The 13568-nt window shown below is 67.8% G+C and carries 14 protein-coding genes and 2 pseudogenes; 5 read left to right on the top strand and 11 right to left on the bottom strand.

From position 1 onward, the window contains the following. Positions 1-9: 9 nt before the first annotated feature. A complete protein-coding gene (locus tag DTA22_RS15850) occupies positions 10-1254 on the top strand; it encodes a TerD family protein (RefSeq protein ID WP_112300045.1) in 1245 nt (414 codons plus the stop codon). Positions 1255-1262: 8 nt separating this feature from the next. Beyond that, a complete protein-coding gene (locus tag DTA22_RS15845) occupies positions 1263-2831 on the top strand; it encodes a TerD family protein (RefSeq protein ID WP_112300044.1) in 1569 nt (522 codons plus the stop codon). A 21-nt stretch (positions 2832-2852) separates the two neighbouring features. Here DTA22_RS15845 and DTA22_RS15840 read toward each other — a convergent pair whose 3' ends face one another. The 4 genes from DTA22_RS15840 to DTA22_RS15825 all read right to left on the bottom strand — a co-directional run bounded on the left by DTA22_RS15840 (position 2853) and on the right by DTA22_RS15825 (position 6250). After that, positions 2853-4259, bottom strand: a complete 1407-nt coding sequence (locus DTA22_RS15840; RefSeq protein WP_112300043.1) for an ABC1 kinase family protein — start codon at positions 4257-4259, stop codon at positions 2853-2855. A 116-nt stretch (positions 4260-4375) separates the two neighbouring features. Then, positions 4376-5230 (bottom strand): LLM class F420-dependent oxidoreductase, encoded by an 855-nt coding sequence (locus DTA22_RS15835; protein WP_112300042.1) that lies wholly within the window; start codon positions 5228-5230, stop codon positions 4376-4378. A gap of 56 nt (positions 5231-5286) precedes the next feature. Next, positions 5287-5853 (bottom strand): hypothetical protein, encoded by a 567-nt coding sequence (locus DTA22_RS15830; protein ID WP_112300041.1) that lies wholly within the window; start codon positions 5851-5853, stop codon positions 5287-5289. Between the two features lie 76 nt (positions 5854-5929). Beyond that, complete coding sequence (locus tag DTA22_RS15825) at positions 5930-6250, bottom strand: GYD domain-containing protein (protein WP_005251258.1); 321 nt, start codon at positions 6248-6250, stop codon at positions 5930-5932. A gap of 83 nt (positions 6251-6333) precedes the next feature. Between DTA22_RS15825 and DTA22_RS15820 the strand changes: the two genes are divergently transcribed. Both DTA22_RS15820 and DTA22_RS15815 read left to right on the top strand, forming a co-directional pair. Continuing rightward, on the top strand, positions 6334-7149 hold the full coding sequence (locus DTA22_RS15820; RefSeq protein WP_112300040.1) for a DUF72 domain-containing protein: 816 nt from the start codon (positions 6334-6336) through the stop codon (positions 7147-7149). Between the two features lie 71 nt (positions 7150-7220). Beyond that, positions 7221-7694 (top strand): hypothetical protein, encoded by a 474-nt coding sequence (locus DTA22_RS15815; RefSeq protein ID WP_112300039.1) that lies wholly within the window; start codon positions 7221-7223, stop codon positions 7692-7694. Positions 7695-7699: 5 nt separating this feature from the next. On the opposite strand, the gene DTA22_RS15810 is transcribed toward DTA22_RS15815, so the two are convergent. After that, the gene (locus tag DTA22_RS15810) at positions 7700-8017 is read right to left on the bottom strand and encodes an ArsR/SmtB family transcription factor (RefSeq protein ID WP_037225846.1); all 318 of its coding nucleotides are present in this window, start codon (positions 8015-8017) and stop codon (positions 7700-7702) included. 90 nt (positions 8018-8107) lie between these two features. On the opposite strand from DTA22_RS15810, the gene DTA22_RS15805 reads away from it, so the two are divergent. Beyond that, positions 8108-9163, top strand: a complete 1056-nt coding sequence (locus DTA22_RS15805; protein WP_409372708.1) for an SDR family oxidoreductase — start codon at positions 8108-8110, stop codon at positions 9161-9163. 9 nt (positions 9164-9172) lie between these two features. Here DTA22_RS15805 and DTA22_RS15800 read toward each other — a convergent pair whose 3' ends face one another. The 6 genes and pseudogenes from DTA22_RS15800 to fabG form a co-directional block, all read right to left on the bottom strand. Beyond that, on the bottom strand, positions 9173-9589 hold the full coding sequence (locus tag DTA22_RS15800) for a MarR family winged helix-turn-helix transcriptional regulator (protein ID WP_245973523.1): 417 nt from the start codon (positions 9587-9589) through the stop codon (positions 9173-9175). A 53-nt stretch (positions 9590-9642) separates the two neighbouring features. Beyond that, positions 9643-10776 (bottom strand): annotated as a pseudogene (locus tag DTA22_RS15795) (NAD(P)(+) transhydrogenase (Re/Si-specific) subunit beta); the annotation flags it as partial. Next, positions 10776-11105, bottom strand: coding sequence for an NAD(P) transhydrogenase subunit alpha part 2 (locus tag DTA22_RS15790; protein ID WP_112300037.1), 330 nt, complete (start codon positions 11103-11105; stop codon positions 10776-10778). The pseudogene DTA22_RS15795 and the gene DTA22_RS15790, both read right to left, overlap by 1 nt. 148 nt (positions 11106-11253) lie before the next feature. Continuing rightward, complete coding sequence (locus DTA22_RS15785; RefSeq protein WP_112300036.1) at positions 11254-12366, bottom strand: Re/Si-specific NAD(P)(+) transhydrogenase subunit alpha; 1113 nt, start codon at positions 12364-12366, stop codon at positions 11254-11256. Between the two features lie 96 nt (positions 12367-12462). Next, positions 12463-12585: pseudogene (locus DTA22_RS36760) on the bottom strand (acyl-CoA dehydrogenase family protein); the annotation flags it as partial. A gap of 160 nt (positions 12586-12745) precedes the next feature. Next, the gene (gene fabG / locus DTA22_RS15770) at positions 12746-13501 is read right to left on the bottom strand and encodes a 3-oxoacyl-ACP reductase FabG (protein WP_037241141.1); all 756 of its coding nucleotides are present in this window, start codon (positions 13499-13501) and stop codon (positions 12746-12748) included. Positions 13502-13568 lie beyond the last annotated feature (67 nt).

The following is a 13568-nucleotide window of genomic DNA, read 5'->3' as shown; positions in this document are numbered from 1 at the left end:
ACCACCGCAGTGTCCACTCCGCTAGCCAAGGGTCAGAACGGCCCGCTGAGCGTCGACGACGTCATCGTCTCCCTCGAACTGACCGCCGCCGCCGACCTGTCCGCGCTGCTCGTCACCGACTCGGGGAAGGTCCGCTCGGACGCCGACTTCGTCTTCTTCAACCAGCCGACCGGTCCCGGGGTACAGCTCGTCCCCGGAGCCACCGGACAGGCGGCCTCGCTGAAGGTGTCGCTCGGCGCGGTGCCTGCCGACATCGCCCAGGTGCGCGCGGTCATCACGCTCGACGACGCCACCAGTAACTTCGGCCGCTCCGCGCCGCCGACCGCCCGCATCGCCGACGGCGCCGGAAACTCGCTGTACGAGTACAAGATCGAGGGACTGAACTCCGAGTCGATCGTCATCGCGCTCGAGCTGTACCGACGCCAGGGCGCCTGGAAGGTGCGGGCCGTCGGGCAGGGCTACGCCGGCGGGTTCGCCGCTCTCGTCACCGATCACGGCGTGTCCGTCGACGACGCTCCCGCACCCGCCGCCGCTCCCGTCCAGCAGCCGCCCGCTCCCGCACCGGCACCGGCACCGCAGGCTGCCTACCCGCCGCCGGTCGCGCCCGCCGCACCCCCGGCTCCCGCGGCACCTCCCACGCCCGCTGCTCCGGCCGAGGTCAGTCTCACCAAGGCGCGACCGGTCAGCCTGTCCAAGGGTCAGAAGGTCACGCTCCGCAAGGACGGTGGCGTTGCGCTGACGTACATCCAGATGGGACTCGGCTGGGACCCGATCGAGAAGCGCGGCATGTTCGGAAACCGTTCCGCCAACGTCGACCTCGATGCGTCGGCGGTCCTGTTCGCGGACAACAACATGGTCGACGTCGCCTACTACGGTCAGCTGGCGTCGAAGGACGGATCGATTCGGCACCAGGGCGACAACCTCACCGGTGAGGGCGCCGGCGACGACGAGGTGATCCTCGTCGATCTCACCCGCATTCCGCCGCACATCTCGACCATCGTGTTCATCGTGACGTCGTACCGCGGGCACACGTTCGAGCAGGTGAAGAACGCCTTCTGCCGCCTGGTGGACACCACGTCGTCGGCCGAACTCGCCCGGTTCACGCTGCAGGGCGGGATGCCGTTCACCGGAATGGTGATGGCCAAGGTGTACCGGGTCGGCGGCGAGTGGAAGCTGCAGGCCATCGGTGAGGGCATTCAGGCCAAGCACGCGGGTGAGGCCGCGCCTCAACTCGGCCGCTTCCTCGGCGTCTAGGGGCGGCGGTGACAGTCCACCTCGTTCCGGGGCAGAACGCCCCGCTGCCGTCGCGCGTACTGCGTTTCCGCGCGGTCGATGCGACGCCGATCGACGTCTCCGCGTTGATCGTGGACGGCGATCTCCGCGCGCTGTCCTCGGACCACTTCGTGTTCTACAACCAGCGGCGCGCCGCCGGGGTGGAACTCGACGCGGACGGAACGGTCCGGCTGCGGCTGGACGAGGTGGACGCCGCTGCGGCGGGCGTGCTCTGCGTGGTCAGTGCCGATCCGGCGTCCCCGAACGGTTCGTCGACGCTGGCCCGAGAGGGTCTGTCGGCCACACTCGCCGACGAAAATGACCGTGTCCTGGTCGTTTTCGACGTCCCGCTGGTCGGTTCCGAGGCGGCCGCGATCTGCCTCGAGATCTACCGCCGCGGCACCGAATGGAGGGTGCGGGCCGTCGGGCAGGGATACGACGGCGGCCTCGCCGAACTCGTCACCAGGCACGGCGTCGAGGTGGACGAACCCGCACACCCGGTCGTCGAGGAGATTCCGGCGATACCCGGTCCGGCGGGCATACCGCTCGACCCTGCCCACTCGTTCGAGAGGGCGTGGATGATCTTCGAGGACGCCGCCAGGTCAGCGGCCTCGTTCCGATCCTCGCGCGACTACGCGCAGGCGCGGCTGGACGACGAACTGTCCGAGTCGGTGGCCGCCCCGTCCACGCGCAACAGTCCGGCGGTCGTGCACTCGCAGGCCAGGGCTCAGGAGCGATGCGATGCCCTCGTCGCCGAGGCGCAGCGCAAATTCGACGGTGAGACTTCTCAACTGGCCGACGAACTCCGCGCCGTCGATCCGCTGCTGCCGCGGTCGCTGGCCACCTTCGAATCCGCCGCCTGGACGAAGCCGGTCACCGGCAGCGCAGTGACGGACGGGCTCAGGCTCGGCGAGTTGTCCGCACCCGATCTCGGTGAGCTGCGGGTCCCGTTCTGTGTCCACTACCCGGTGGGGCGTCCGCTGTGGATCGTCGGCGATCCGGCCGAAGCCGCACCGGTGGTGGCGGCGCTGGCGGCGCGCATGCTGGTCGCGTCTCCAGGGGCGGCACAACGGTTGGAGGTGGTCGACCTCAGCGGCTCGCTGCGCACATTCACCGAACCCCTCGGCACACTGCTGGCTGCGCCGGTCGTGTCCTCGGCTTCCGACATCACCGCCCGCCTCACCGCGCTGTCCGAGAGCGTCGACCTCGCAGAAATGGCGGCCCGCAGCGGAATCCGCGACAACGTGCCGGAGCCGCGGCTGGTGATCCTGGGCGACTTCCCACACGGGTACGGCGCCGAGGACGCCGCGCGCATCGTGCACCTCGCCGATCACGGCCCCGCGGTCGGTACATCGCTGATCATCGTCGGCGACGGCGCCGCCGCGGATTCGGATCCGGGCGTCGCGGTACTCGAACGCATCGCGCAACAGGTTCCGACGTCGGGGGTCCTCACCGTCTCCGACCCGTGGACGGGCAACGACTGGATCCTCACACCCGACCGGCTCCCGGACCACCCCCTCCACCGGGCGTCAGTGCTGGATTCTTTGACCGGGCAATAGATCTCTCGCCGCGAGTACGCGTCACTCGTCGGGCAGCTCGACCCCGAGTTCGAGGGCCTTCGCGGCGACGGCGTCCGGGAAGACGTTGCGGAACAGGAACAGGTCCTGCCCGATCACCCAGCCGGGTGCGAGTTCGGTGGCGTACCGCTCGAAGTAGCCGAGCTGCTTCCCGAACAGGACGAGTTCCTCGGGGCTGGCGACGCCCCATTTCTTGCCGATGCCGATCAGGGCCATGATGAGTTCGCTGAGCCGCAGCTCACCGAGGTCCCGGCCCAGCAGGGGCGCGAGGGCGGCGGCCACCTGGAGGCCGATCTCGTCGTCGGTGGCGTCGTTGTCCGTCGCATAGCCGAGGCTGCGGATTCCGCGGGCCATGCGGGAGAAGTCGCCGTCGATCAGGGTGGCGTAGAACATGTCGCGCAGGATCTGCCGCCACGACTCGGGGAGCTCACCGACGATGCCGAAGTCGAGCATCGCGATGCGTCCGTCGTCGAGGACCCACAGGTTCCCCGCGTGCACGTCGCCGTGGAACGGGCCGTGGAGGATGACGGACTCGATCCACACCTTGACGCCGCGGCGGATCAGCATCCGGGTGTCCATGTGGACGAGGTCGGGGAACCGGTCGAGTGGCAGCCCGTACATGCGTTCCATGCAGATGACGTGTGGACCGCAGTAGTCCCAGTACACCTCCGGGGTGGTGACGCCCTTGTTGTCGCCGAACGCCCCGATGTTCGTCCTGAACCGGGCCTGCCGGTCGGCCTCGACCGCGCTGTTGAGTTCGGTCATCGTCGCCGCGTGGAGGTCGCGGATGATGGCGGTGGCGTTGGCGATGCGGAAGAACTCGAAGAGTTTCTCGAGGATCCGTGCGCCCCAGTACGCGGTGCGCAGGTCCACCACCATGCGGCGGAAGATGTCGGGGCGTTGGACCTTGATGACGGCTTCCCTGCCGTCGGGGAGAACGCAGCCGTGCACCTGCGCGACGGAGGCGGCGGCGAGGGGGACGTCGTCGAACGACGCGAACAGTGCGTCGACGGGATGCCCCAGGTCGGCTTCGATGACCCGGCGGGCCTCCTCGGCGGGCACCGGCGGCACGTCGTCGAGACATCGCAGACACGCGTTGGCCAGCGGGGCGGGGAACACGCCGGAAGACGACGCCATCAGCTGCCCGACCTTGACGAACGTCGGACCCAGCACCTCGAAACCGTTGACCAGGCCCTCCGACGCCGCGTCCGCAAGGGTGCGGCCACGACGTCGGACAGGCCAGGTGATCAGCGCGAACAGTGTGTAGGCGACGACGACCACGCCGATGACCAGCGCCCGCCACAACTCCGCGGCGCGGAAATGGTCGAGGCTCGCGGAGTGCACGGTCAGGGCTGCAGGTGGCGGCCCCGAAGCGTACGGGCCGACCGGACGTGCCGTTGGCTCTTGCACAGTTCCTACCTTGCGTTCAGTCCTGCCTGCCGTTCAGAAGGGGACCATACCCCGACCGTTTCGGCGAACCCCTTTCAGTATGCGGTACCTGCCATCACACATTTCGTTAGCAGAACTCAGAGTCCCAGCGCGCCTGCGAGTTCCCGCAGGGCAGGCACCGGATCGTCGCCTGCCGGGAGTACCTGGATGGCGACGTGATCGGCGCCCGCGTCCAGGTGTTCCCGGAGGCGGCCGGCGACGTACTGCGTGTCACCGTGGGCGGCGAGCGCGTCGATCAGATCGTCGCTGCCGCCGTCCGCGATTTGCTCGTCGGTGTACCCGAGCCGTTTCAGGTTGTTGACGTAATTGCGTAGGTGCAGGTACGGATTCTCGACGGCCGAACGTCCGATGGGGCGAGCGCGTTCCGGATCGGTGTCCAGCACGACCTTCTGCTCCGGTGCGATCACCGGACCGGGGCCGAGCAGCTCACGCGCTTCACGGGTGTGCTGCGGCGTGGTCAGGTACGGATGGGCGCCGGCGGCGCGGGCAGCGGAGAGTTCGAGAACCTTCGGTCCGAGCGCGGCGAGGACGCGTCGTCCCGCCGGGACACCGGCGGCGTCGAGGGCGTCGAGATACTCCACGAGGGCGGCGTACGGCTTGCTGTAGTTCAGTCCGGGCTGCTCGGGATGGCCGACACCGATGCCGAGGAGGAAGCGCCCCGGATGACGGGCCTCGAGCCGGTGGAACGAGGTCGCGATCTCGTCGGCGGGCGCGGTCCAGATGTTCACGATTCCGGTCGCGACGGTGATGGTGGATGTCGCGTCGAGGAGGCGTTCGGCGACGTCGAGGTCGGCAGGCGGGGAGCCGCCGATCCAGATCGCGCCGTAGCCTGCCGATTCGATCGCCGCACCCACCTCGGGGGCCAATCCGCCTGCGTGACGCCAGACGCCGAACTGTCCGAGCTGCGGGGTTTCTGCTGTGGTCTCCGTCATGTGGCGTGCAACCTTCCCTCGTGGTCATTCATTCCGGTGTTCTCGAGTACGTGGTCTCAGGCCTGGTGCAGCCAGGAGCGGAACAGGAGCGCGCCCGCGGCGGCGAGCACGAGCGCGACGGGAACGGCCCACACCGGACCGCCGTCGCCGAGTAGACGCCGGGTGAGTCCGGCCAGTAGGGACGCGATGGCCGTCAGGATCCACAGGACAACCGGCACGAGTAAGAGTCCGAGGACGAGATGCACCAGCCAGGCGCCGGCAAGCGTCGGGCCACCCCAGCTGTACTCGTAGGAACCGTCGGTGATCAGCCCGTAGAACAGGCCCCGGACCGCGGCGATCAGACCGAGAAACGCGACGAACCACGCCACCATCCCGACCAGGAGCGACAGCACCGAATGCGCGACAACGCGCAGCCACGACGGCGACCGCACGTCGATCCGCGCCGGCCCGTTCGAGTCGGCGGCAGCGATTTGCCACCGCTCGGCCCGGCGGTGCCGTCCGGTCGCCGCGGCGCCGAGTGAGACGAGGCCGGCAGGAAAGGCCCTGAGCGCGAACAGGGCACGGCGAACGGACTCGGTGGTGAACGGGTTCACGGACGTCGAGTTGGCCTGGTCGGTTGACATGGCTCGACGCTATCGGCCGATTCCGCCGCCGCACATCATCCTGCAGAACGATATTCGCTACCGCAGGGGTAGACGATCAGCTGCCGGGCGCACGGTACTCGGCGTCCCGGCGCACCGCGTCGTCCACCTGCTCCGGCGTCAGCAGCGCCACCGATTCGGACCTCGCCGCACCGGACGCGGTGGTGCGGATGCCGAGCGCGGCGGCCGCGACGTCGTCCGGCACGTCACCGATCACGAACAGATCCCGGCCACCCAGCGCGAAGTAGCAGGATTCGACTGTGCCCCCGACGCTTTCGACCATCTGTGTGATCGCGTCGCGTCGTGCGGTGCCGCCTTCGGCGAGTAGTCCCTTCGCGCCTTCGGGTGAGTACGTGACCTGCCAGAGATATCTCGGCATCAGTGCCTCCTCGATTGTGGGGTCCCCTCATGGTTCTCCCGGGACGGGCCACATGCAATAGGTTCCGGCGCTAGGGTCGTGAGATGGCCGAGGCCCGCGTAGGTATCTCCGGCTGGACGTATCCCGGTTGGCGCGGCGACTTCTACCCGGACGGTCTGGCCCATCGCAAGGAGTTGGCGTACGCCGCGGGGCGATTGACGTCGATCGAGATCAACGGGTCCTTCTATTCGTTGCAGCGGCCGACGAGCTATACGAAGTGGCGTGACGAGACCCCGGAGGGTTTCGTGTTCGCCGTCAAGGGCGGTCGCTACATCACGCACATGAAGAGGCTGGTCGGCGCCGAGTCGGCGCTGGCGAACTTCTTCGCATCCGGGGTGCTCGCGTTGGGCGCCAAGCTGGGACCGCTGCTGTGGCAACTGCCCCCGACGCTCGCGTTCGATTCGACGAGTCTCGCGGCGTTCTTCGAGCAGTTGCCGCGGACGACCACCGACGCCGCGGCGCTCGCTTCTCGGCACGACGACAAGCTCTCCGGCGACAGGGCGTGGACCGAAACGGATGCCGCTCGTCCCGTCCGCCACGCGCTCGAAGTCCGCCACCCCAGTTTCGACACGGAGGAGGCGAGGGAGTTGCTCCGCGCGCACGACGTCGCGTTCGTCGTCGCCGACACGGCAGGCCGGTTCCCGTACGTGGAGGCGGTGACGAGCGATTTCGTCTACGCCCGGTTGCACGGCGACAAGGAGTTGTACGCCAGTGGCTACACCGACGAGGCGCTGGACGAGTGGGCCCGCAAGGTCGAGCGGTGGCTCGGGCAGGGCCTCGACTGTTTCGCGTACTTCGACAACGACATGAAGGGGTACGCGCCGTTCGACGCGCTGCGGCTGATCGAGCGGCTGCACTGAGTGCGCCGCTTGTCGGTGTCCCATGGCACAGTGAGCTTCGGTTCGACGAAGACGAGAAGAGGATCTACCGGATGTGGCCCACTCATTGGCCTGCTGTCGCACGTGACATCGCCGAAGCACTCGATGCCGCCATCGTCGCGGCGCGTGCGTCGGATGCGGCGGCGCTGACCGAGGCGACGGAGGAACTGGCGGCCCTGCCCGCGGAGCAGGTGGGTGCGGTGCTGTCGGGAGTGGTCCGGGAACTGCTCGAGACGCTGCACCCGGACGGTTTGACGGGTGAGGACGTGCAGGACGTTCTCACCCGGTGCGCGCGGGCGGCGGCTCTGTGGTTTCCGGCCGTCGACGTCGATTCGCTGGTCACCGTGCTGACCGGTGCACTCGGCGTGGCCGATGTCGAGGAGAACCCGCGCAGACCGGAGCGTGCCGTGGAGGCCGCGATTTTGGTGATCGCCGATCTGCTGAGTGCGGCGGAGGTTCCCGCCGACGGGTACGTCCGCCGGGCGCTCGACGAGATCGCGCGCGCCGAAACCGTCGAGATGCCCTGATTCGTTCAGAGTTCGGTGCGGATGTGATCGGCCAGCCGGGCGATCCGGTCTTCGTCGCGGCGGTAGTGGGTCCACTGCCCGATCCGATGGCTGGTGACGAGTCCGGCGCTCTGTAGGGCGGCCATGTACTGCGAGGCCGTCGACTGGGAGACCTCGGCCCTCGCCTGAATGTGCTTCAGGCACACGCCCACCTCTTCCGCGGGTTCGAGCTGTGGGGGAAAGCTGCCGGGGTCTTTCAGCCACTGCAGGATGCGCACGCGGGTCGGGTTCGACAGCGCTTTGAAGACCAGGGCCAGGTCGGTTGAGTCCGGAAGTTCACTCACGGGCCCATCGTACCGTCATATCGCGATTTTCCGATATGTATGGTTCACTCGACATATCGCAACTTCGCGATATACCGATAGGAGTGAGTGATGGCCAAGCGCAGAGTGGCAGTGGTCGTCGGTGCGCGCGGGGTGATCGGCGGCAATCTGATCGACCACCTCGAGGCGACCGGGGAGTGGGACGTCGTCGGACTGTCGCGCCGAGGCGGACCCGACACCGATCGGGTGCGGCACATCGCGGTCGATCTGCTCGACGAGCGCGACGCCGCCGAGAAGCTGGCCGAACTGCGCGACGTGACCCACATCTTCTACGCCGCCTACCAGGACCGTCCGTCGTGGGCGGAGCTCGTCGCGCCCAACGTCGCGATGCTCGTCAACACGGTGAACGCGCTCGAACCCGTGGCTGAGGGGCTCGAGCACATCAGCCTGATGCAGGGTTACAAGGTCTACGGCGCCCACCTCGGACCGTTCAAGACGCCGGCGCGAGAGAGCGACCCGCCGCACATGCCGCCCGAGTTCAACGTGGACCAGCAGCAATTCCTCGAGGACCGCCAGCGCGGCAAGCGCTGGACGTGGTCCGCGATCCGCCCCTCGGTCGTCTGCGGATTCGCTCTCGGCAATCCGATGAATCTTGCACTGGTGATTGCCGTCTACGCCACGATGTCGAAGGAACTCGGAGTGCCGCTGCGGTTTCCGGGGAAGCCCGGCGCGTATACGAGTCTGATCGAGATGACCGACGCCGGGCTGCTGGCGGAGGCGACCGTCTGGGCCGCGACCACCCCCGAGTGCGCCAACCAGGCGTTCAACATCAACAACGGAGATCTTTTCCGCTGGGATGAGATGCTGCCGAAGATCGCGGATTTCTTCGAACTGGACGTCGCACCGCCGCTGCCGATGTCGATGGACGTCGTCATGGCCGACAAGGCGCCGGTGTGGGACCGCCTCGTCGCGAAGTACGGACTGGAACCCACGCCGTACTCGGACGTCTCGTCGTGGGCGTTCGGCGATTTCGTCTTCGGCTGGGACTACGACGTCATCGCCGACGGTTCCAAGGCGCGCCGGCTGGGTTTCCACCGACACGTCGAGACCGAGCGGATGTTCCTCGACATCTTCCGCGATCTTCGGGCCCGGAAGATCATTCCCTGAGGGTGGGAGCTACCGGCGAATCCCGGATTCGACGTTGGCGGCGATCCGCCGGAGCAGCCCGGCCAGCACCGCGCATTCGTCCTCGTCGAGTCCGGCGAGGAATTGCCGGTCCCGTTCGACGCGTTGCGGGAACTCGGTGTCGACGAGTTGCCGCCCGGGCTCGGTCAGATGGAGCAACACGACGCGCCCGTCGCGTTCGAACGGCAGTCGTTCCACGAGGCCCAGTCGGGCCAGCCGGTCGACGTGCTTGGTGGTGGATGCGCCGCTGAGCATCGTCACGGCGGTGACCTCGCTGGCCCGTAGTGGCCGATCGCTGCGGGCGAGTACACACAGGACGTCGAACTCGGCGCGCGAGACCCCGCTCGCGTCCAGGGCGCGGTCGAGTTGCTGCAGGGCCTGGGATCCGATCCGGGTGATGCGGCCCATCACTTCGATCGGTGACGTGTCCACTTCGGGATGGGTCTCGGCCCATTCGCGTCGATCGCGTCGTACTCGACGTCGGCCTCGGCCAGCAGCACGTTCATGTGCCCGGGCATCCGGCCGGCGACCGGGTGGATGGCGTACTTGACCTCCACCCCCTTCGACTCGAGCAGCTTGGCCATGTCCTTGACCGCGTGCTGGGCCTGCGCGACGGCCAACCCGTAGCCGGGGACCACGATCACCTGGTTGGCGTACGCCATCTGGATCGCCGCGTCCGCCGCCGAGGTGGACTTCGCCGTCTTGGCGGCGCCGTCCCCGACCGCCGCCGCGACGCCGCCGCCACCGAACCCGCCGGCCACGATCGCCGGGATGGACCGGTTCATCGCCTTCGCCATCAGGTTGGTCAGGATCGAACCCGACGCACCGACGATCATGCCGGCCACGATCATCGCCTGATTGTTCAAAGCCAGGCCGGCGGCCGCCGCGGACAGACCGGTGAGCGCGTTGAGCAGGGAGATCACCACGGGCATGTCGGCGCCGCCGATCGGCAGCACCACCATCAACCCGAGCACCGCCGCCAGCACCAGCACCCCCACGATCCACCACTGGCTGGTGGGTCCGGTCGGGTCGATCGCCTTGATCCCGATGATCACCGCGAGCGCGACGGCCCCGATCAGCAGCACCGCATTGAGCGGCTGCTGCAACCGGCCGATGCCGATCGGCCGGCCGGGCAGGGTTTCCTGCAGCTTCAAGAACGCGATCACCGAACCCCAGAACGAGATCGACCCGATGATCGCCGCGAACAGCGACGCGATGACGATGTGCACCGTCGGCGACTCACCGTGCGCGAAGGCGGTGAACCCGTCCGAGTCGAGGAATTCGGCGTACGCGATCAGGGCGACGGTGCCGCCGCCGACCCCGTTGAACAGGGCCACCAGCTGCGGCATCGCGGTCATCTTCGTCCGCAACGCCGGCGGCACCCCCAACACCACACCGATCACCAGACCGGCGACGATCAGCACCCAGTTGGAGGTGTCCCGGATCGCGATCAACGTGGCGACCACCGCGACACCCATCCCGACCGCGGCGATCTGGTTGCCGCGGACCGCGGTCTTCGGGCCGGTCAGGCCCATCAGACCGTAGATGAACATCGCGAACGCCACGATGTACAAAACGTTGACGAGGTATTCCATTACTTGTCCCCACCCTTCTCAACAGCAACAGCGGTGGGGGTGGGCTTGGACTTGAACATCGCCAGCATCCGGTCGGTGACCACGAAACCACCGACCACGTTGATCGTTCCGAACACCAGGGCCACGAACAGGATCACCTGCAGACCCCACGGCGGGTTCTCGACCTTGCCGAGCACCACCAGCGCGCCGAGCACGACGATGCCGTGGATGGCGTTCGTGCCCGACATCAGCGGGGTGTGCAACGTGTTCGGGACCTTGGAGATCACCGCGAACCCCACGAACCCGGACAACACCAGGATCGCGATGTTCGCCAACAATTCGGTGTACATTACCGATCTCCCTCTTCGATTTTCGTGTCCAGTTCGATCGGCGTGCCATACGAGAAATCGAAGTGGGCGTAGTTGTCGCATGGTGTGAAGATTCGGTGCAGGAACGCCGTCACGGACGTTGTGCACCTCTCGAGGATCATCGACAACATCAGTGTCCCTCCGGGTCTCGGGTGACGCAGGACGCGGCGAGGACCTCGTCCGAGAAATCGGGGGCCAGCGCCCCGTCGACGAGCATCAGCTCGAGCAGCGCGGAGATGTTCTTCGAGTACAGCTCCGAGGCGTGCTCGGGCATGCTCGCGGGCAGGTTCAGCGGCGAGCAGATCGTCACCCCGTGCTTGACCACGGTCCGGCCGGGCTCGGTGAGCTCGCAGTTGCCGCCGGTCTCCCCGGCCAGGTCGACCACCACCGATCCGGGCTTCATACCCTCCACCGCGGCCGCGGTGACCAGGCGCGGTGCCGGACGGCCCGGCACCAGGGCGGTGGTGATGACCACGTCGAAGCCCTTGATCGCATCCTCGAGCGCCTGCTGCTGCTGCGCCCGCTCCTGTTCGGTGAGCTCGCGGGCGTAGCCGCCCTCACCGGCGGCGTCGATCCCCAGATCGAGCCACTGGGCACCGACCGAGCGGACCTGGTCGGCGACCTCCGGGCGCACGTCGTAGCCGGTGGCCCGGCCGCCGAGCCGCTTCGCCGTGGCCAGGGCCTGCAGGCCGGCGACACCGACCCCGAGCACCAGCACCGTCGCCGGCTTGACGGTGCCCGCGGCGGTGGTGAGCATCGGGAAGAACCGGGTCGACTCCGACGCCGCGAGCAGCACCGACTTGTACCCGGACACGTTCGCCTGCGACGACAACGCGTCCATCACCTGGGCGCGGGAGATCCGCGGGATCGCCTCGACCGCGAACGCCGCCACCCCGGCCGCCTTCAGCGCGGCGACCTGATTGTCCTGATTGCGGGGGGCGAGGAACCCGATCAGGGTCTGCCCGGCATGCAACCGGCCCACTTCCTCGTCCGACGGCGGCGCGACCTTGACGATCACGTCCGCCGACCACGGGTCGGCGATCTTCGCCCCCGCCTCGGTGTACAACTCGTCCGGGATCAGCGCGCCCAACCCGGCACCCGACTCGACCACCACGTCGACGCCCTTGGCGATCAACGACGCCACGATCTTCGGCACCAACGCCACCCGACGCTCACCGTCGTTCGACTCCCGAACGACGCCGATCGTCGGGGGTGGCAATGCCACACTTCGCGATATATCCATGTGTCGACTTCCTGCGGTAGATGGTGTGTGTGCCGCGACGAGCGACACCGATGTGCGAGATCCACTCCGACGCTGCTGCTTTCCGTTCTGCGGCCTCTAGATCGGCAGGCGTACGAGTTCGCTCAAGACTGTGCGATGCACGCTCGGCGTGCCGAATGCGATCTGGTCGGCCTTGGCGCGCTTGAGGTAGAGGTGTGCCGGATACTCCCACGTCATACCAGGCCGAGGCCGCCGAGCCCGAGGGGGAAGTGCACCCAGGAAAGCCCGGCGTCGAAGCGGGCCCTCTGGAACTCGCGAGGTTCGGTGGACCGAGGGGGAAAGGCTGTGGCGAGCTCCGCGATTCGTGCGCGGACCTCACGGTGAGTGGTGCTCTCAGCGGTCATGCCCGTGGCCCGCCGGCGACGTAGACTACCTGACCGGAGACGAACCCGGATTCCTCGCGGGCGAAGAACGACACGGTCGCCGCGATGTCCTCCGGTTGGCCGACCCGGCCCACCGGGATGTCCGCGACGCCCATCGCCTTGAAGTCTTCGAACGACATACCCATCCGCTCCGCGGTGGCGACGGTCATCTCGGTCTCGATGAACCCGGGAGCAATCGCGTTCGCGGTCACGCCGAACTTGCCGAGCTCGAGCGCCAGCGTCTTGGTCAAACCCTGCATACCGGCCTTGGCCGCCGCGTAGTTGGCTTGGCCCCGGTTGCCCAGCGCCGACGTGCTCGAGAGGTTGACGATCCGGCCCCACCCGGCGTCGACCATGTATTTCTGCGTCGCGCGGGTCATCAGGAATGCGCCGCGCAGGTGAACGGTCATCACCGCATCCCAGTCCTGGGTCGTCATTTTGAACAGTAGATTGTCGCGGGTGATGCCGGCGTTGTTCACCAGCACCGTCGGGGCACCCAGCTCCTCGACAACCCGGTCGACGGCCTGCGTCACCCCCTGCTCGTCACCGACGTCGACGCCGACTGCGAGGGCGCGACCCCCGGCCTTCTCGATCTCCTCCACCACCGGTTTACCGGCAGCTTCCTCGAGGTCGAATATGGCGACGGCAAATCCGTCGCGGCTCAGCCGTTTCGCCACGCCGGCGCCGATTCCGCGCGCGGCTCCCGTCACGATGGCGGTGCGCTGATCAGACATGTCTCGCTCCTTGTCATTGCTGAAGAAATGTGGGAGCCGGAAGGCTCGCGAGGGTGGGAACAGACGT

It is taken from the genome of Rhodococcus wratislaviensis (assembly GCF_900455735.1).
Classification (GTDB): domain Bacteria; phylum Actinomycetota; class Actinomycetes; order Mycobacteriales; family Mycobacteriaceae; genus Rhodococcus_F; species Rhodococcus_F wratislaviensis.
This window is presented reverse-complemented; position numbering and strand designations above follow the sequence as displayed.

Bases quoted from the DNA above. Each gene is read 5' to 3' on its own strand.
- DTA22_RS15835 (WP_112300042.1), bottom strand. From the start codon at position 5,230: ATGACGGAGACCACAGCAGAAACCCCGCAGCTCGGACAGTTCGGCGTC.
- DTA22_RS15830 (WP_112300041.1), bottom strand. From the start codon at position 5,853: ATGTCAACCGACCAGGCCAACTCGACGTCCGTGAACCCGTTCACCACC.
- DTA22_RS15825 (WP_005251258.1), bottom strand. From the start codon at position 6,250: ATGCCGAGATATCTCTGGCAGGTCACGTACTCACCCGAAGGCGCGAAG.
- DTA22_RS15820 (WP_112300040.1), top strand. From the start codon at position 6,334: ATGGCCGAGGCCCGCGTAGGTATCTCCGGCTGGACGTATCCCGGTTGG.
- DTA22_RS15815 (WP_112300039.1), top strand. From the start codon at position 7,221: ATGTGGCCCACTCATTGGCCTGCTGTCGCACGTGACATCGCCGAAGCA.
- DTA22_RS15805 (WP_409372708.1), top strand. From the start codon at position 8,108: ATGGCCAAGCGCAGAGTGGCAGTGGTCGTCGGTGCGCGCGGGGTGATC.
- DTA22_RS15800 (WP_245973523.1), bottom strand. From the start codon at position 9,589: ATGGGCCGCATCACCCGGATCGGATCCCAGGCCCTGCAGCAACTCGAC.
- DTA22_RS15790 (WP_112300037.1), bottom strand. From the start codon at position 11,105: ATGTACACCGAATTGTTGGCGAACATCGCGATCCTGGTGTTGTCCGGG.
- DTA22_RS15785 (WP_112300036.1), bottom strand. From the start codon at position 12,366: ATGGATATATCGCGAAGTGTGGCATTGCCACCCCCGACGATCGGCGTC.
- fabG (WP_037241141.1), bottom strand. From the start codon at position 13,501: ATGTCTGATCAGCGCACCGCCATCGTGACGGGAGCCGCGCGCGGAATC.